This window comes from Pseudoalteromonas sp. 1CM17D, assembly GCF_023161805.1.
Taxonomy (GTDB): Bacteria; Pseudomonadota; Gammaproteobacteria; order Enterobacterales; family Alteromonadaceae; genus Pseudoalteromonas; species Pseudoalteromonas atlantica.
In genome coordinates this window covers 586,589-603,845 of the sequence record NZ_JALNTP010000001.1, presented here as the reverse complement: position 1 = coordinate 603,845, position 17,257 = coordinate 586,589, and the positions used below count along the sequence as shown (strand labels likewise).

The following is a 17,257-nucleotide window of genomic DNA, read 5'->3' as shown; positions in this document are numbered from 1 at the left end:
AGGCATAAAAAATGCGAGCTTAGCTCGCATTTTTTATATAAGGCAGAAATTACGCAACAGTTACAATTTTCATTGTGTTCGTTGCGCCCACAGTTTCCATAGAGTCACCGTGAGTAATAATTACTGTATCGCCAGAGTGTAATGAACCTTGTGCTACAAGGGTATCAAGTGCGGCTTTAACCATTCCGTCTTTTTCAGTTTTTGTAGAATCAAAAAACACAGGGTAAACACCACGATAAAGCGCTGTTTGGCCTAGCGTGCTTGCATGGCGTGAAAGCGAGTAAATAGGTAAACCAGAGCTGATACGCGACATAAGTTTAGCGGTGCTACCTGACTCAGTTAAGGTAACAATGGCTTTAACCGAATCTAAGTGATTAGCAGCGTACATAGCTGAAAGTGCGATAGATTCTGCATTGTTAGAAAAACGGCTGTCTAAACGGTGCTTAGATACATGGGTTTCTTTTTGCGATTCTGCACCTAAACAAACACGTGCCATTGTAGCGACTGTTTCTTCAGGGTAATCACCGGCAGCGGTTTCTGCTGAAAGCATAACTGCATCAGTACCATCAAGTACCGCGTTTGCCACATCCATAACTTCTGCGCGTGTTGGCATTGGGTTATCGATCATCGATTCCATCATTTGTGTTGCCGTTACAACAGTACGGTTTAATGAACGAGCACGACGAATAATGAGTTTTTGTTTACCCATTAGCGCAGCATCACCAATTTCAACACCTAAATCGCCACGAGCAACCATTACAGCGTCTGATGCTAAAACAATGTCATCTACGGCTTCTTGTGTTTCTACGGCTTCTGCACGTTCAATTTTTGCAAGTAGTTGTGCTTTAGAACCTGCAGCTTCTGCTAAAGAGCGTACATAACGCATATCATCGCCACTGCGTGGGAACGATACTGCAATGTAATCAACATCTATTTCAGCGGCAGTGATTAAATCTTCTTTGTCTTTTTCTGTAAACGCAGGGGCTGTTAAACCACCGCCTAAACGGTTAATGCCTTTATTATTTGATAATACACCACCTACCGTAACCGAGCAGTGCACTAAGTGACCTTCTACTTGCTCAACGGTTAGTTGAATAAGGCCATCGTTTAATAGTAATAAATCGCCAGGGCTTACATCTTGTGGTAGTTCTTTGTAATCAATACCTACCGCGTTTACGTCGCCTTCACCTTTTTCCATTTTTGCATCTAGGGTGAATTTAGCGCCTACTTCAAGGTTTACTTTACCTTCTTTAAACGTTGAAACACGAATTTTAGGACCTTGAAGGTCTGCAAGGATAGCAACATGTTTACCTAATTTTGTGGCTATCTCGCGTACAGCTTGTGCACGGTCTTTATGATCTTGTGCAACACCATGTGAGAAGTTTAAACGTACTACATTAGCGCCAGCGCGAATAATTTTTTCTAGATTGTTATCTCGATCTGTTGCAGGCCCAAGTGTAGCGACTATTTTTGTGCGTCTTAGCATCAAATTCTCCTGTGTGCTTAGATGTGTAAGCAGGTTGACGGTTATTTTGTGACTTCAAAATACTTATAACTTATGTATAAACATTTTTAGTTATAGGCAAACTAGTTAGTATTGCCACTATTTTATACAAAACGAATATGTCATCATTATGACACCGGTGTCAAAATCCGTCAATGATCTTAAATTCAAAATACGCAGAGTATTTGTAACCGCACAGCCCTTATATTTGATACAATTGCAGTGCTTTTTAATAGCGTAATAAAAAAGCATGCTGTATTAGCTCAACGTTCGCATTTTATGACGGTATGAGTATAATGCACGCGGTATTATTTAATGAATTACTTAGTTTACTAACCAAATAGTTGTTACCGAGGAGGACACTAAATGCAAGTTGCATTAGTCGGGTTAGGCGTTATGGGCAAAAATATTGCCTTAAACATGATTGAAAAAGGCATAACGTTAGTCGCATATGATAAAAATCCACATGCGGGTGAAGAGTTATTAAGTTGTGCTAAATCGCAAGGCATGGCCGATAGACTTCATATTGTTTCTGATTTAGGAGACATGGTAAGGCGTTTAGAAGCACCTCGCTCTATTTTATTATTAGTGCCTGCAGGCGAACTGGTTGATGCTGTGTGTAATGAGCTTGTTGAAGCTGGCGTACAGTGTAACGATATGATTGTAGATTGTGGTAACAGTAACTACAAAGACGGTATTAATCGTAAACTTAAGTATCAAAACAAATTTGAATTTGCCACCATGGGTATTTCTGGCGGTGCCGAAGGCGCTCGTCATGGTCCCGCAATGATGGCAAGTGGCTCAGAAGGCGGTTGGGAGCGAATCGAACCGTGGTTTGAAAAAGTAGCCGCTAGCTACAATGGCGAGTCGTGTTTTGCACGCGTTGGTCAATCGGCCAGTGGCCATTTTGTAAAAATGGTTCACAACGGCATTGAATACGCAATTATGCAGCTTATTGCTGAAGTGTATCAACTACTTCGTATTGGCACAGGCCGCTCACCAAAAGAAGTGGCTGAAATTTTTGATGACTGGTCTACCGGTCACTTAAATAGCTACTTACTTGCTATTTCTAGCCATATTTTATCTCTTGAAAACACCAAGCAAGAGCCGCTTGTTGATTTAATTGATAATAAAGTAGGCGCAAAAGGCACAGGCCTGTGGACTGCGCAAAATGCACTTGAACTGGGTATTGCTGTTCCTTCTCTGGTTGCCGCGGTGCAAGCTCGCCACTTAACCAATGTATGTGACACCACCGCAGCACAAGAAATGACATATGCCGCTAAAGCTACAAACAAGGTTGATATTGACCTTGAAGAGCTAAAAGATGCCTTTACATTGGCGAGTTTATTAGCTTATCGCCAAGGTTTAGCGTTAATTAAAGGGGCATCTCGTACCCATCAGTGGAAAGTAGACTTGTCTAAAACGCTGCAAACATGGCGTGCTGGTTGTATTATTCGCGCTGACTACCTAGATAGTGTAGCGCAAGGCGTTGAATACATTGATACGCTTGAAAATGAATCTAATGCGCTTCGCAAAGTAACTGGGCAAGCTGTAATGACTGGCTTAGCGTTCCCTGTACTTGCATCAACACAAACGTATTTAGCAACATTAACCACACCAAGTAATGGGCATTTAGTACAAGCTCAGCGTGATTACTTTGGTGAGCATGGTATTAAAACTCACTCAGGTGAAGTGTGCCACTTAACTGATTTAGTGGGTATAGACGCGAAAGTAAGATAATTACCGCGTTTATAAATTAATAAAGGCACGCTATTTAGCGTGCCTTTTGCGTTTTGGTCACTAAAATTAGCGGCTTAATTCACCGCGTAAATTGTCTTGCATTAAATGGCGAATCGTTTCAATTTCTAGGTTTTGGCTAAACAAATAATGCAGCTTTGTTAAACACGCCTCTAGTGTCATATCGTAGCCACTTATTACACCAATATTTAATAACGCGTTACCCGTAGCGTAACCGCCCATATTTACATGGCCTTTTAAACACTGCGTTAAATTAACAATAACCATGCCGCGTTTACTTGCCTCACTTAGCACGTCTAAAAAGTCGGGGTCTTGTGGGGCATTACCTACGCCAAAGCTAAGCAATACTAGTGCTTTTATATTGTCATTAACCAAACTTTTAACCACGTCTTTACTAATGCCTGGGTATAAATAAAGTACACCAATTGGCTGAGGTGTAATGGTGGTTACCTGTAGTTCGTTTTCTACATAAGGACTTAGCTGACCTTTAATTAGCTGAATATTAATTCCAGATAACGCTAAAGGCTCTAGGTTAGGAGACGCAAAGGCATTAAAACCATCGGCATGTGCTTTCGTGGCTCGGTTACCTCTAAATAATTGGTTATTAAAAAATAAGCTCACTTCAGCAATGGGGTAATTAGCCGCTAAAAACATGGCGTTTAATAAGTTAACTTGGCCGTCAGAGCGTAATTGCGATAAAGGAATTTGTGAGCCAGTAACAATAACGGGTTTAGTTAAGTTTTCGAACATGAACGACAGAGCAGAGGCTGTGTAAGCCATTGTATCGGTGCCATGAAGTACCACAAAACCATCGTAATCGTGGTATTTGCTTTTAATGTCATCAGCTATTAGTTGCCAATGCGCTGGCGACATATCTGATGAATCGATTAAAGGGCAGTACTCGTGAATATCAAAAAGGGGCATTTCTTCACGGTTAAATTCTGCGTTATTGACCACTGTTTTTGTTAAAAAACCTTCAGCCGGAATGTAGCCACGGCTCGATTTTTTCATACCTATGGTACCGCCAGTGTATGCGATATAAATGCGTTTACGTTTCATAAAAAAAGCCCAGTAAAAAAACTGGGCTTAGTATAACGTTAAGTTGTTTTAAATACAGCTGCTTGAGTAAATACGTGCACTTTTATTGTGCAACGCTACACTCTAAACAACGTGCGTATACACCTTGCGGATCGTTATAATCTTTCAAATCAGCTACTTCACTACTTAGGCGCTTTATCACCGTATTAATATTAGCTTGAGTGGCTAAAACAGAGGCTGTATCTGTATTTAAGCCAAGCATAGATTTAACGGATGCACTGCCAAAAATATCTTGCAGCATTTTTTCTTGCGGGCTTAGGTCTTGCTTAATTGTTTTCACTTCGTAGTGATTAAGTTTTGCAAGCGCCGCTGCGGCATCAATCGCATCTTGTTTATCACCAAGCTTATCAACTAGGCCAAGCTCTTGTGCTTGTGAAGCAATCCACACACGCCCTTGTGCAATTTTATCAACCTGCTCTGGTGTCATATTGCGCGCATCAGCAACCACATCTATAAAGCGGCTATAAGCTTCTTCAACACTCATTTGAATAACTTGCGCCATTTTTTCATTAAGCGGGCGAGTAATAGAAAATCCAGCCATTTCTGACGTTGCAACACCATCTGAGTACACACCAATTTCAGATAAAGTATCTTCAAAAGTCATAAATGTACCAAACACACCAATAGAGCCGGTGATAGTACTTGGTGCTGCCCAAATTTCGTTAGCTGCTGAGGCAATCCAATAACCGCCAGATGCGGCAACTGAGCTCATTGATGCGATTACAGGTTTGCCTGCGGCTTTAAGTGCTAATACTTCAGCACGAATAACCTCAGAGGCAAACATGCTGCCGCCACCTGAATCAATACGTAGAACAACCGCTTTTACTTTATCATCAAGGCGTGCTTTGCGAAGTAGTGCTGCGGTAGAGTCACCGCCAATTTCACCTGCTTTGCGCTCACCATCAACAATCGTACCTTTAGCAACAACTACAGCAACTTTTTCTGTAATTGGGTTATCAAATTCGATAGGGGGTTTAACTAAGCTTAAGTATTCACGAAAAGACACTTGCTTAAATGTTTTACCGTCTTCTTGTGCGCCAACTAAATCAATGAGTTGTTGGCGAATTTGCTGAGTTGTTTTAAGCGAGTCGACCCATTGATGGTCAAGTGCATATTTACCTGCATCGCCATTTGCCGCCTTCATTTTAGCAAGGTAAGCATCCATGGTTTCGTCAAAGTTAGATTCATCAAAAGGGCGAACCGCAGCAACATCTTGCTTATATTCGCTCCATAATGCACCAAGCCAAACGCGGTTTGCTTCTTTAGCAGCCTCAGACATATCGTTACGAATAAACGGCTCTACCGCCGACTTAAACGTACCGACACGGAAAATATGCTGCGTTACTTTAAGTTTTTCTAGTGCTTCTTTAAAGTAAAGTGGATACATTCCATAGCCTTCAATGGCTACCGAACCATAAGGATGCATTGCAATTTCATCGGCATGCGAAGCAATATAATATTGCGATTGAGTGTAATAGTAGCCCGATGCAATCACTTTTTTACCCGCTTGCTTAAAGGCATCTAACGATTTAGTAATACGCTTTAGCTTATTTAGGTGGGCTTTCGGCATTTCTTGCAAATCTAGTAAGATAACGCTGATGCGCTCGTCATTAGTGGCTTCATCAATCACTTTGACTACATCATCAAGTAAAATTTCACTAGGTGCTTCTGAATTAGACGTAGCATCGTTAATGGCTGCTTCGACAGGGTCTATATATGTTTTTTCTTCCACAATAGGCCCATTAAGATTAAGCCTAAGTACAGAGCCATCTTCTATTATTATTGTATCGTCATCGCTTGATAGCGACATAAAAAATACAACAACCAGTAATAAAAACAAAATGTTGAGTATTAAACGACGAGAAAAGTTTATTCCAGCCCAAATACCTCTAAATACCTTTGCTATCAAAATAGCTCCTTAATTTGGTACAGCTAATACATTAGTTCCATCTTAGCCTAGAATAAAAATAATTTTAACTGCTAAATCGTAACGAAGTGTTTATGAGGTAACATAAATATACGTTTTTAATAGTATTTTTAATTAAATGCAGGCACATATTGCTTATTACTTGCCATTAAAGCAGAATTAGCTAATGTATACAGGTTAGACCAGTTAACGGGGCACAGGATGTTAGAACAACAATTACAATTAAAACACACACAATTACGAAACCGCTTGGTAATGGGCTCAATGCATACAGGCCTTGAAGAGGGCTGGCACAACCGCAAAAGGTTAAGCGCTTTTTACGAGGCGCGTGCTAAAGGCGGCACGGCCATGATCATTACCGGGGGCTACAGCCCTAACTTGCGCGGTAAATTAACGCCTATTTCTTCATCATTTAACAGCTATTATGATGTATTTAAACACCGTGCATACACAGGCGCCGTTCATAAACATGGCGGAAAAATATGTTTGCAGCTTTTACATGCTGGTCGATACGCTTATCATCCGTTTAACCAAGCCCCGAGCGCTATTCAAGCGCCTATAAATCCATACAAACCTAAACAAATGTCGTTAGGCTCGATTAAAAAAACCATTAAAGACTTTGCGCACTCAGCTCATATGGCAGAAAAAGCAGGTTACGATGGTGTTGAAGTTATGGGCTCTGAAGGTTACTTAATTAATGAATTTATGGCGCCACACACCAATAAGCGCGATGACGAATTTGGTGGCAGCCTAGAAAATAGAATGCGATTAGCGCTTGAAATAGTTAAAGCCGTTAGGGCTAAAGTATCTGATACGTTTTTAATTATTTTTAGATTATCTGTTATGGACCTAATCCCGAATGGCTCAACCCCTGATGAAGTCACTATTCAGGCAAAAGCACTTGAGCAGGCCGGTGTTGATATTTTTAATACTGGCATTGGGTGGCATGAAGCACGCGTGCCAACAATCGCCAGTATGGTGCCTCCTGGAGCATTTAAAGAAGCTTCAAAACGATTAAAGTCAGTGGTGAATGTACCTGTTATAGCTGTAAACCGTATTAATACGCCGGATATAGCCAACCAAATCCTTAACGATAATGAAGCCGATTTAATTTCAATGGCGCGCCCTTTATTGGCCGATCCGGAGTTTTTTAACAAATATCAAAATCAGCAAACTAAACAAATAAATATTTGTATTGGCTGTAACCAAGGCTGTTTAGACCACGTTTTTAAAAATAAACGTGCAACTTGTTTAGTTAATCCACAAGCCGCCTTTGAACTTGATTACCCGTTAGATAAAGCTACTAACGCTAAAAATGTATTAGTTGTTGGAGCGGGTCCTGCTGGGCTTTCGGCAAGTTGTTATTTGGCTGAAAAAGGGCACACAGTAACGCTTATCGATCAAAAAACACAAATGGGTGGCCAATTTAATCTAGCTATGCAAATTCCAGGTAAAGAAGACTTTAATCATACGCTTAGCTACTTTACTAATGAACTTGAAAGGCTCAACGTAAATGTAGAACTTGGTAAAGCCTACGATGATGCAATGTTACAAAAATACGATGATATCGTATTTGCCACAGGTGTACGCCCGCGTGAAGCTGCAATTGAATGCGCAGACTCTAAGCGTGTATTTGCTTATGATGAAGTTATACGCGGTGAGGTCGAACTGGGCAAATCAATAGCCATTTTAGGTGCCGGCGGTATTGGCTTTGATATGGTTGCTTTTTTAAGTGAGCACAAATCGCAATCTATTCCTGAGTTTAAAAAGCAGTGGGGTATTGAGTGCGAGGCAGAGCCGGATAAAGATGAGCGACAATTATACATGCTAAAACGCAGTGCAGGGCGCTTTGGTAGCGGGCTTGGAAAAACCACAGGCTGGATACATCGTCAAGTTGCTAAGCAACATGGTGTTAAACAAATTGCTGATTGCCAGTACCACAGTTTTGATAACAATGGCCTTACAGTTACTGTTGCCGGAGAAAAACAAGTACTGCCGGTTGATACGGTTATTGCGTGTATAGGGCAGGTTTCTAATAATGAAGTGCTTGAGCAACACCGGGAAAATGCAAAGGTACATGTTATTGGTGGCGCTAAATTAGCAGCAGCAATTGATGCAAAGCGTGCAATTTTTGAAGCGCTTCAAGTGGCCAGAGCCATTTAACAGTGTTAATAAAATGAAATAATTTACAGTGCCCTCAGGTCTTGTGTGTATAGAGTCCATAACTTAATACACTGACAAAGCAGGCCACACATGAGTAAATTATTTCGTTTGTATAATAAAATCATGGGTAATCTATCGTATGCCGACGGATTACCTGCGTTACTTTTTCGCTTAATTTTAGCCCCCGTAATGATTATTGCGGGCTTTAATAAATTAGCCCTAAGTGGAGAAACCGACGGCTTTTTTAGCTATTTTCTTGCTGATGCAAGCGTTGTGCAATGGTTTGGCAATAGTGAATGGGGTTTAGGCTTACCATTTCCAGACTTACTTGCCTTTTTAGCAGGCTGGAGTGAATTTTTAGGCGGGTGGTTTTTACTCTTTGGGCTATTTACCCGCTTAGTAAGCATTCCGCTGATGTTTACAATGGTTGTGGCAGCAACAACTGTGCATTGGCATAATGGTTGGTTTGCTATAGCGCCATCAAGCCCTACAACCAGTTCAGCTCAAGTACTTGATTGGTTATCAATTCCAGGGGCTAAAGAAAGCCTTGAAAACTCACTAGAAGTACAAGAACGTATAGGTAAAATTAGGGGCATAGTTGAAGAGCACGGATTTACTGATTACTTATATGAAAAAGGGAAACCTTCCATAATAAATAACGGTATTGAATTTTCTGCTATTTATTTTGCTATGTTACTTAGCTTGTTTTTTGTAGGTGGCGGTCGCTTTGTTAGTGTTGATTATTGGCTCAGGCGTGCAGTAGTAAAAGAGTAGCAAACAAATTGGTTTAAAAAGGGCGTATAAATATTTTTTATACGCCCTTTTTGTTTGTAACGTGTGTTAAACGCATCGCGCCTCTCTCGGATTTATACAGTGGTATATGAATATTGTTTACGCAGTAATGGCGCTGTAATACGAGAGAATAAGTAGGGTTTTAATAAAATTGATAATTACGCAGAGTTTATTTTTTAAAGGCATAAATGGTACTCTAACGTTTTGAATTATGAGAGTACGCTATGGATGCTATTGAGCTTTTACTAACCCGCCAATCTGACGCTAAATTAACCGCCCCAGGGCCAAATTCAGAGCAGCTCGATATAATAAAGCAAGCCGCGTTACGGGTGCCTGATCACGGATGTATTGCGCCTTGGCAGTTTATTGTTGTTCAAGGTGATGCCCGCCATAAATTAGGTGAGATATACCATCAAAGCGCCGTTGCTGAGCAGCAAGAAGAAAAAGTGATTAAACGCGCAAAAGAGCTTGTGCTGCGCGCACCGATGATCATTATTGCTATTGCTAAGTATCAAGCCCATCCAAAAGTGCCGCGTATTGAGCAAGTACAAAGCGCCGGTTGCAGTGTACTTGCCATGCAACAAGCCGCATTTGCACAAGGTTTAGGTGGTGTATGGCGTACAGGGTATTTTGCACAAAGCACAGCAGTCAAAAATGCCCTTAATTTAGACGAGCAAGATGAAATTGTTGGGTATTTATATTTAGGCACCCCAGAGATTGAGTGCAAAAAGGCAGCTAAGCATAAACCAGATGATTACTTCACTTATTTATAATAAATAATGAACTATTATAGTTCTGCGCAGTCATATAGCATTAAGGTTGCTGCTGTTAGGCTCGTCCTTTTTTGATTTAGCTGTGAGAAGTGCACGGAAGCAATATAGGTTAACTTTTTCTTCTTCAGTTTGTTTTTTAATCGGTTGTTTTTTGTTAAAGTATGGAAAGTCTTAATAAAAATAACGATAAAGAAGACGAAAACGATGGGAAATTTATTTTTACAAGAAAAAGAGAATTGGCTGGCATGGTCAATTTGGGGAATAGTGGGTGCTTTTATTACACTTTATGTGGCAATGAGCACGAATACTGCACATTTTATAGCTGGCTCTGCTATGGGAATGCTTGTTTTATTAACCTGGTGGATGCAGCAGTCAAAAAGGTTTGATTTTGGTCGGGCCTTTAAAATTTGTTTTTATGTGTTATTGCTTAGTGTATTACCTGCATTTTTATTTGTGGTAGTACCAAGTGATGATTTAAACCGTTTTGATTTAATATTTCAAAGCGTTACATTTTTAGCACTCAGTTTATTACTGTGCTTAATTTGTTCGTGGATTGCACGTAGGCCAAAGCAATATTATTAATAGGGCAATGAGCAATGTAGGTTTTTAGCTATTTGTGGTGTTTTTTTGAACCAAATGCTGTTTTTAGCTAATTATTTACATTTAGGTCTTTACAAGTTGCTCAATACCCCCTATTATTCGCGCCGTACGGAGAGATGGCAGAGTGGTCGAATGCACCGGTCTTGAAAACCGGCATAGGTTTGTAGCCTATCTAGGGTTCAAATCCCTATCTCTCCACCATTATTTAAAAAAACCGCCTTATGGGCGGTTTTTTGCTTTGTGGAGTTTAATAAATGTCAAAAGAAGCAAACCTTACAACATCGCAACGCTTAGTAAAGCATGTACTACTGTGGATTGTATTTGGCTACTGTTATCAAAGCGCGATTAATTTATTAATAAAAATGGCAGCAGATGCACAACCAGACGCAGCGCTTATCACCGCCTTTGTGTATGGTATTGGCTTTAACGTATTAACTGCGCATCTTATTACTAAATACGATACGCATTGGCCTGTCATTGGCGCTGCTTTTATTGCTTTAGTTGGTTTAGTATTAGTGCCATTGGTGCTGTTTGGCAGTGGCGGTTTACTAGCGTGGCCATTGCTTGTTGGATTTTTATTCAGTTTACCCCTTTGTAGCTACATAGTTGGCAAAATTAAGGTAAAACACAGTAAAAACTAGCCCCAAACCGGTTTTATTTTATGTTAGCATGTACGCGTCTTTTAACTAACAAAACGTGAAAAACACATTATGTCAGATAATTTTACTACAGATGCTGAAAAAGCAAGTTACGGTATTGGCTTACAAATGGGTGAGCAACTTAAGTCTAACCCTTTTGAAGGCTTAAACCTAAATTCAGTATTTGAAGGCATGAAAGATGCGTACGCTGGTAGCGCTTTTCAAGTTGAGATCCCTGAGATCCAAGCTGCATTTGAAAAAATTAACGAAGAGATCCAAGCGCGTCGTGAAGAAGAAGCAAAAGTACTTTCTGCTGAAGGTATTGCATTCTTAGAAGAAAACGCTAAGCGTCCTGAAATCACTGTTACCGAGTCTGGTTTACAATACGAAGTACTAGCAACAGGCGAAGGCGAAAAGCCAACTGCTGAGTCTACAGTACGTGTTGATTACCACGGTACATTAATTAACGGTACAGTATTTGATAGCTCTTACGAGCGCGGTCAACCAGCTGAATTCCCAGTAGGTGGCGTGATCAAAGGCTGGACTGAAGCTTTACAAATGATGCCAGTTGGCACTAAATGGCGTATTTACGTTCCTCATGAGCTTGCTTATGGTGAACGTGGCGCAGGTGCTGCAATTGCACCTTTCTCAACGCTTGTATTTGACGTTGAGCTGCACGAAATCCTTTCTTAATTTAGTTATTAAGTCAGTATTTATAAAGCCGTGGTCTTGACCGCGGCTTTTTTGTGTCTTGTGGTTTAATTCCAAGCTATAAAACGTTAATAATTTAGGCCAATCCGCATAATTAAGTGAGTTATTTTGGGGGAAAGGTAAACTTGCTACCTGCGCTACAAACGCTATTACAACAAGTAAATAACCTAGTTAATTATATGAGTAGGCATAAAAAAACCGCATATAAAATGCGGCTTTAAAAGTAACTGAATAAATGCCAAAGCGTTATTAAAAATAACCTCTAATACCAAAGCGGAAGTTTCTACCTGGTAGTGGGGCTTTATCTTTTATAAACGAGCTGTGAACAAAGCCAAGTTCGTCTGTAATGTTATCTACATTTAAGTATAACTGCGTATCTATAGCGCCTAAACTTAACTGATAATTAGCTTGAGCATCAACAATTGTGTAGCCGTCGGTTTTAGTTTCATAGGCGCTAATATTATCTTGCTCAAAGTAGTGCGTACCTGTGAGTGTTAGTTGTAAATCGCCTACATTATATTGTAATTCAGAGCCTAATTTATTTGCTGGTATGCGCGGCAAGTTACCTTCGTCGTCTTTTAGCTTAGCGCGTGTTGAATCACCAAATATTTTAACCATGGCATTAGGGTCAATTTGATAGTGTACATCAAATTCTACACCATAGAGTTCAGCATCTTTGCTGGCAAATTGATATACGGCAACCGCATCATCGTGAGCGCCAATTGCAGACTCTAAACCATCTTCTTCGTCGTAAACTAATCCAGTGTTTTGTTGATAATAAAAGTTTTTAATATCGTTATAGAAAAAATTAACTGTGTAACCAAAGTCACCGCTAAAACGCCTAAAGCTAAAATCTAAATTGGTCGATTTTTCTTGTTTAATGTCTTCTGGCTCAAAGTGAACCTCGTTATCTTCAATATGATAGCCAAGGCCTAGCTCGTAAGTACCTGTAGCAATGTGTAATCCGTTTGATAAAAGCTCAGCAGAAAGGGGCGCACGCTCAGAGTGAGATAAGCTAAGTGCTACGCTTTGCCCTGGTGTGTATTGCCAAATAGCACCGGCAGAGGCGCTTACATTAGTAAAGCTTTCGCTGTATGCAATGCTTTCTTCTTCGCCTTCGTCATGATCTTCTTCTTCATCGTGATCATGTGCGTGCTCGCTGTCGGTAATTGTGCTTGTTATTTCGTAATCTTCAATACGCGCACCAAGCTCTAGTGTAACATCACCAAATTCACGTTCTTCAAGTAGGTATAACGCATGTGTAGTGGTTACACTTGCAGGAGTAAATGCTTCTTCGCCAATTGCGTCGTAGTCCGATTCGCTATAATGATAGCCCATCATACCGTGCCACTGCGCTAACTTGTGCTCTACATTTAAGCGTGCTTCGGTTGTTTCGTTTTTAAAGGTGGTGCCAATTTCACCGTCTTCAATTTCACTGTGTTTGTAATCAGTGTAGCCAACACGAAGGTTAATATTTTCAATCCAGTTGTTATCGAGCGCATAGCTTATAAGACCTTGCCAACGATCTTGCTCTAGATGTGCATAAACAGACTCTTCTTCCTCTTCATCTGCGTGCTCATCGTGTTCTTCTTCGGTTTCACCTTCATGGTCATGGTCATGATGCTCATGCCCAGGAATACCGTAATCGGTTTCAATGCTACCGTAAGAAAAGCCAACCGTTAAATGATCGCCCACATAACTCGTACCCACATTAAATGTGTCGCTATCAATAAAAGTGTTTTCTACAGAGTTATGGGTTTCTACATCACCATCTTCATCTGTAATGTTAAATGTAGGCGTTTCATAGTCATCGCCGCTGCGTTTAGTCCCATCAAAATGAAAGTTAAATCCGTCATTTCCTGTTTCTAGTTTTGCAGCCACGGTATTTGAGTTAGAAACCGTGTCATGGCTGTATTCAGCAGCACCGGTTAAATCATCTAAATTGCTCGTTGGAATACGGTTATCAACCACATTTACCACACCACCTATTGCGCCTGAGCCATAAAGTAGGGTGCTTGGTCCGCGCAATACTTCAATTTGTTCCGCTGCTAAGCTGTCGCTTGAGGTTGCATGGTCAGGACCAATGCGCGATGCATCGCTGGCATCTAAACCGTTTTGGGTAATTTTAACGCGAGGGCCATCTAAACCACGGATAATAGGGCTTGATGACACTGGACCAAAATAACTGGCATTAACACCTGGTAAGCCCTTTAGTGTTTCGCCAAGGGTCGCTTTTGATTTGTTTTTAAGCTCATCACCCGATAAAACGCTTACCGGCGAAATCATTTCTAAGCTATTTTTATGTAGTGCAGAGGCATATACAACAACGGTTTCTACCGAGGTTGGGGTAAGCGACACCGTTACATTGCTTGAGTTTTCATTTACCGCAATACGCGAGTCTATAAAGTTGTCTTTACTTACATGCAATTGACTTTGAGAGTCTACATCAATAGAAAATTCGCCCTGTGCGTTGGTTTTTACACCTTGGTCTTTACCATGTACGTGTACAGCTGCGTTTTCAATAGGTTGGTTTTTATCGTCTGTTATTTTACCGGTAATGGTAGCAGCAAATGCTGAATGAGAACATAAAACAGAAAAAACTGCAGAGGAAATTAATGTTAACTTTGTCATTGTCTTAAAGGTTCGCGGTTACTATGTTGTGATATAATATAACACTGCGTTTTTGACTTATCAACAATGTTATACTATAGCTTAATGTTTTTCGATGAATAAACACGCAAATAAGATAAGTTGTTTAAGAGCGGCTATCAAGCATAATTATATTAAGCTTATGTTGTGCTCTAGTTTGGTTTTTTACATCGATAGGTTCTATCATTTCGCATTCATCACGTATCATTTCTGAGACCAGGCTTGGATAATGGCGGCAATCTTCTGGCCTATCTAGGTAAATGCTACAGGTATAAATTGTTTTATGGGAGGGCTCTTTTTTGGGCGCTATTTCTAAAAAGGGGCAAGTGGAGAGTCTCAATTGCGTTTTTGGATCAAACCAAATTTCATCATCTTTAACATATTGATAAATCTCTGGGTTAAACAGTGCCCACATTTCAATTTCTTGTACGGTTGCACTTAAATCGCCCCCACCGTATTTAATACAGCATTTACCGCATTGGTTGCACTCTTTCATTTTTAGCCAGTATATTAGGTGTCCATTTGTTTTTCAGTGTATCACTGTAACTAACGTGGATTACTTTTTTATATATAATTTTAAAACCACACTTTTAATTCCAACCCGCTATCTATTATTAATGTATTATTACACCTAAATAATTAGCCGTTCTAATAAGATTAGGGCGCCTCTAAATAGTTAGTTTAGTGACCAGTTAAGGATAGTTCCTGATGATGAACACCAAAGTATATAAAGCAGTACATGATTTAGCAGAGCAACTGATGGAAGCTGCAAATAGAAACGACCGTAAAAGGTTTGAATTATTATTTTCTAGGCTCAAAGCTATTTGTGAAGAAAACGAGAATACTTCAAAAGATCACCCTGTACAGTGGGAAACCTTAGCTGACTTTACCGAAGAACTTGAAGAGGCAATTACCACGTATGAAAAAGCGCTACAGAAGTCGGTTGCAATCAATAATAAAGATCATATGTCGTCGGTTGCTTATTCAATGGCAACTCTACAAATAGAGCTTGGACAAAAAAACGAAGCGATTAAAAACTTAAAAAATGCCAAGGTCAGCGCTAATAAAATTGAAGATAAAGCGCTTAAAGCCGAAATACACGACCTACTAGAGTCACTTATTGAAGAAGAAGGCTAAATACATAACTTATCCATATTAAATGTGATTCTTGTGGATTTGGCTTAAGCTTAATAAAGCGCTGATGGTTTATACCCTCAGTGCTTTTTTATGTTCGCTATAAATACTAAACCAAAAGAAAAGGCTTACTATTGAGCTAGCTTATTCATAAAATCGACAATGTACTTTGCAATTTCTACTGGTTTTTCTTTAACACTAAAGTGTCCTGAACCGAGTAAATGTAGTTCAGCGTTCGGTACATCTTTTAAGTATGCTTTAGCGCCTGCGGCTATAAACGCAGGGTCGTTTTTACCTCATACAATTAACGTTGGGGGTTGGTAATTGCGTAAATAAGCTTGCCATTTTGGATAGTCGAGAAGGTTGTTGTAGTAATCTTGTAGCAATTGTACTTGAATTACTCTATCGGATTTGGTTTGTAAAAAGTGAAGAACGTGAGTCCAGCTATCTGGGCTCGTCACTTCTGGGTTACTTTGTACGTATCATAAATATTGCTTATTTATAATGGCTTTATTAGACGTGAATGAATAAATTTATCCCTCTGAGCTTGTGTTTTCTGCTCATTCGCGGCTTTAAAAAACGCTTGCCTCGGTAGGGTTAGCCCTTCTAAATACGCATTGCCATTTTGTACAATAAGTGCAACAAGTCTAATTGGGTTACTTAACAACATGCTAAAGCCCACAGGTGCTCCAAAGTCTTGTATATATAGGCCGTAGCGCCTTACTTTAAGCGTTGTTAGTAACTCTTCAAGTATTGAGCCAGAAAATCAAAAGTATATTTTTGAGTTTCTGGGTTTGAGCGTGCGTTATAACCAGAACCTAAATAATCAGGCGCTATTACGTGGTAGCGCCCAGACAAAGAGGAATTAGTTCACGGTAGCTATGTGACGATGATGGATAACCATGTAATAAAATAATAGTTTGTTTATGTTGTGTACCAGCTTCTCGATAGACGATTTTTTTTACCATTTACATTTGCATATTTGTAAGTGGTTTTTGAAGGCCATACAGCATCAGCGGCATACACTTTGGCGGTTAGTGTAGACATAGAAACTAGTAAAAACACAATGAATGAAATGATGTGAGCAGGTTTTATTTTAAAGTTTTTTTGTATATCTGGGTGCATAAGTAAACTCGTTATTTTTGGTAATGACGCTTTATTAATTTACCAGACCTGTTATTTACACAATTATATTCAGTTAATAGTGTTCACGTTATTATAACTAATAGGAATACAGTAATAGTATGTGTGATTTTAGAACGTACTATCAAGTATGCAGTAGGTTAGGGCGTCAGCTCTTTATTGGCAGCTTTTTTGCATTTGAAATAACTTATTAAATAAACCGCTATTGGAATAGTTGGGCTTAGTAAAACATGGGGGTTATAATAGACGTCTCGTTCGCCATAAAAACAAAAATATAATACTGCGGCGAGTATTGAGGGTAGGGGAAAGATGATTGCACCGTGCCCAAAAGCAGCAAAAATTGTCCACGAAAAAACACTAGGCCAAA

General features: G+C 39.8%; 15 protein-coding genes and 1 tRNA gene. 9 read left to right on the top strand and 7 right to left on the bottom strand.

The annotated features are described in order from the left end of the window. Positions 1 to 49: 49 nt before the first annotated feature. The gene (gene pyk / locus MSC25_RS02700) at positions 50 to 1,486 is read right to left on the bottom strand and encodes a pyruvate kinase (protein ID WP_004587847.1); all 1,437 of its coding nucleotides are present in this window, start codon (positions 1,484 to 1,486) and stop codon (positions 50 to 52) included. Positions 1,487 to 1,870: 384 nt separating this feature from the next. Here pyk and gndA point away from each other — a divergent pair, with 384 nt between their 5' ends. Further along, positions 1,871 to 3,244, top strand: a complete 1,374-nt coding sequence (gene gndA, locus MSC25_RS02695; protein ID WP_024034078.1) for an NADP-dependent phosphogluconate dehydrogenase — start codon at positions 1,871 to 1,873, stop codon at positions 3,242 to 3,244. Positions 3,245 to 3,310: 66 nt separating this feature from the next. On the opposite strand, the gene ansA is transcribed toward gndA, so the two are convergent. After that, positions 3,311 to 4,321 (bottom strand): asparaginase, encoded by a 1,011-nt coding sequence (gene ansA, locus MSC25_RS02690; protein ID WP_248442483.1) that lies wholly within the window; start codon positions 4,319 to 4,321, stop codon positions 3,311 to 3,313. Between the two features lie 82 nt (positions 4,322 to 4,403). Next, positions 4,404 to 6,269, bottom strand: coding sequence for a signal peptide peptidase SppA (gene sppA / locus MSC25_RS02685; RefSeq protein WP_054982445.1), 1,866 nt, complete (start codon positions 6,267 to 6,269; stop codon positions 4,404 to 4,406). Positions 6,270 to 6,488: 219 nt separating this feature from the next. Between sppA and MSC25_RS02680 the strand changes: the two genes are divergently transcribed. The 7 genes from MSC25_RS02680 (at position 6,489) to MSC25_RS02650 (ending at position 11,946) form a co-directional block, all read left to right on the top strand. Further along, positions 6,489 to 8,450 carry an NADPH-dependent 2,4-dienoyl-CoA reductase gene (locus MSC25_RS02680; protein ID WP_248442481.1) on the top strand — a complete coding sequence of 654 codons (1,962 nt, stop codon included), beginning with the start codon at positions 6,489 to 6,491 and terminating at the stop codon, positions 8,448 to 8,450. A gap of 90 nt (positions 8,451 to 8,540) precedes the next feature. Further along, entirely contained in the window at positions 8,541 to 9,224 is a 684-nt protein-coding gene (locus MSC25_RS02675; protein WP_248442479.1) for a DoxX family protein, read from the top strand. A gap of 242 nt (positions 9,225 to 9,466) precedes the next feature. Beyond that, the gene (locus tag MSC25_RS02670) at positions 9,467 to 10,015 is read left to right on the top strand and encodes an NAD(P)H nitroreductase (protein WP_004587853.1); all 549 of its coding nucleotides are present in this window, start codon (positions 9,467 to 9,469) and stop codon (positions 10,013 to 10,015) included. Positions 10,016 to 10,219: 204 nt separating this feature from the next. Beyond that, on the top strand, positions 10,220 to 10,597 hold the full coding sequence (locus MSC25_RS02665; protein WP_024034084.1) for a hypothetical protein: 378 nt from the start codon (positions 10,220 to 10,222) through the stop codon (positions 10,595 to 10,597). A 128-nt stretch (positions 10,598 to 10,725) separates the two neighbouring features. Next, positions 10,726 to 10,816 (top strand) — tRNA-Ser (locus tag MSC25_RS02660). Positions 10,817 to 10,869: 53 nt separating this feature from the next. After that, positions 10,870 to 11,256 (top strand): hypothetical protein, encoded by a 387-nt coding sequence (locus tag MSC25_RS02655; RefSeq protein WP_248442477.1) that lies wholly within the window; start codon positions 10,870 to 10,872, stop codon positions 11,254 to 11,256. A 69-nt stretch (positions 11,257 to 11,325) separates the two neighbouring features. Continuing rightward, entirely contained in the window at positions 11,326 to 11,946 is a 621-nt protein-coding gene (locus MSC25_RS02650; protein WP_004587856.1) for an FKBP-type peptidyl-prolyl cis-trans isomerase, read from the top strand. A gap of 267 nt (positions 11,947 to 12,213) precedes the next feature. Here the strand turns inward: MSC25_RS02650 and MSC25_RS02645 are convergent, their stop codons facing one another. After that, on the bottom strand, positions 12,214 to 14,595 hold the full coding sequence (locus MSC25_RS02645) for a TonB-dependent receptor (protein WP_248442475.1): 2,382 nt from the start codon (positions 14,593 to 14,595) through the stop codon (positions 12,214 to 12,216). Positions 14,596 to 14,719: 124 nt separating this feature from the next. Then, positions 14,720 to 15,109: a YkgJ family cysteine cluster protein gene (locus tag MSC25_RS02640; RefSeq protein ID WP_248442473.1), complete on the bottom strand. Its 390-nt coding sequence runs from the start codon at positions 15,107 to 15,109 to the stop codon at positions 14,720 to 14,722. A 212-nt stretch (positions 15,110 to 15,321) separates the two neighbouring features. Between MSC25_RS02640 and MSC25_RS02635 the strand changes: the two genes are divergently transcribed. Then, positions 15,322 to 15,750 (top strand): tetratricopeptide repeat protein, encoded by a 429-nt coding sequence (locus MSC25_RS02635; RefSeq protein ID WP_248442471.1) that lies wholly within the window; start codon positions 15,322 to 15,324, stop codon positions 15,748 to 15,750. A 496-nt stretch (positions 15,751 to 16,246) separates the two neighbouring features. Here the strand turns inward: MSC25_RS02635 and MSC25_RS02630 are convergent, their stop codons facing one another. Then, positions 16,247 to 16,417: a hypothetical protein gene (locus MSC25_RS02630; RefSeq protein WP_248442469.1), complete on the bottom strand. Its 171-nt coding sequence runs from the start codon at positions 16,415 to 16,417 to the stop codon at positions 16,247 to 16,249. A gap of 254 nt (positions 16,418 to 16,671) precedes the next feature. Next, entirely contained in the window at positions 16,672 to 16,872 is a 201-nt protein-coding gene (locus MSC25_RS02625) for a hypothetical protein (protein WP_248442468.1), read from the bottom strand. Positions 16,873 to 17,257: the final 385 nt, after the last annotated feature.

Coding starts and splice junctions, on each gene's coding strand:
- MSC25_RS02675 (WP_248442479.1), top strand. CDS start 8,541: ATGAGTAAATTATTTCGTTTGTATAATAAAATCATGGGTAATCTATCG.
- MSC25_RS02625 (WP_248442468.1), bottom strand. CDS start 16,872: ATGCACCCAGATATACAAAAAAACTTTAAAATAAAACCTGCTCACATC.
- MSC25_RS02655 (WP_248442477.1), top strand. CDS start 10,870: ATGTCAAAAGAAGCAAACCTTACAACATCGCAACGCTTAGTAAAGCAT.
- MSC25_RS02670 (WP_004587853.1), top strand. CDS start 9,467: ATGGATGCTATTGAGCTTTTACTAACCCGCCAATCTGACGCTAAATTA.
- MSC25_RS02640 (WP_248442473.1), bottom strand. CDS start 15,109: ATGAAAGAGTGCAACCAATGCGGTAAATGCTGTATTAAATACGGTGGG.
- MSC25_RS02645 (WP_248442475.1), bottom strand. CDS start 14,595: ATGACAAAGTTAACATTAATTTCCTCTGCAGTTTTTTCTGTTTTATGT.
- pyk (WP_004587847.1), bottom strand. CDS start 1,486: ATGCTAAGACGCACAAAAATAGTCGCTACACTTGGGCCTGCAACAGAT.
- MSC25_RS02680 (WP_248442481.1), top strand. CDS start 6,489: ATGTTAGAACAACAATTACAATTAAAACACACACAATTACGAAACCGC.
- MSC25_RS02630 (WP_248442469.1), bottom strand. CDS start 16,417: ATGTTGTTAAGTAACCCAATTAGACTTGTTGCACTTATTGTACAAAAT.
- MSC25_RS02665 (WP_024034084.1), top strand. CDS start 10,220: ATGGGAAATTTATTTTTACAAGAAAAAGAGAATTGGCTGGCATGGTCA.
- MSC25_RS02650 (WP_004587856.1), top strand. CDS start 11,326: ATGTCAGATAATTTTACTACAGATGCTGAAAAAGCAAGTTACGGTATT.
- ansA (WP_248442483.1), bottom strand. CDS start 4,321: ATGAAACGTAAACGCATTTATATCGCATACACTGGCGGTACCATAGGT.
- MSC25_RS02635 (WP_248442471.1), top strand. CDS start 15,322: ATGATGAACACCAAAGTATATAAAGCAGTACATGATTTAGCAGAGCAA.
- gndA (WP_024034078.1), top strand. CDS start 1,871: ATGCAAGTTGCATTAGTCGGGTTAGGCGTTATGGGCAAAAATATTGCC.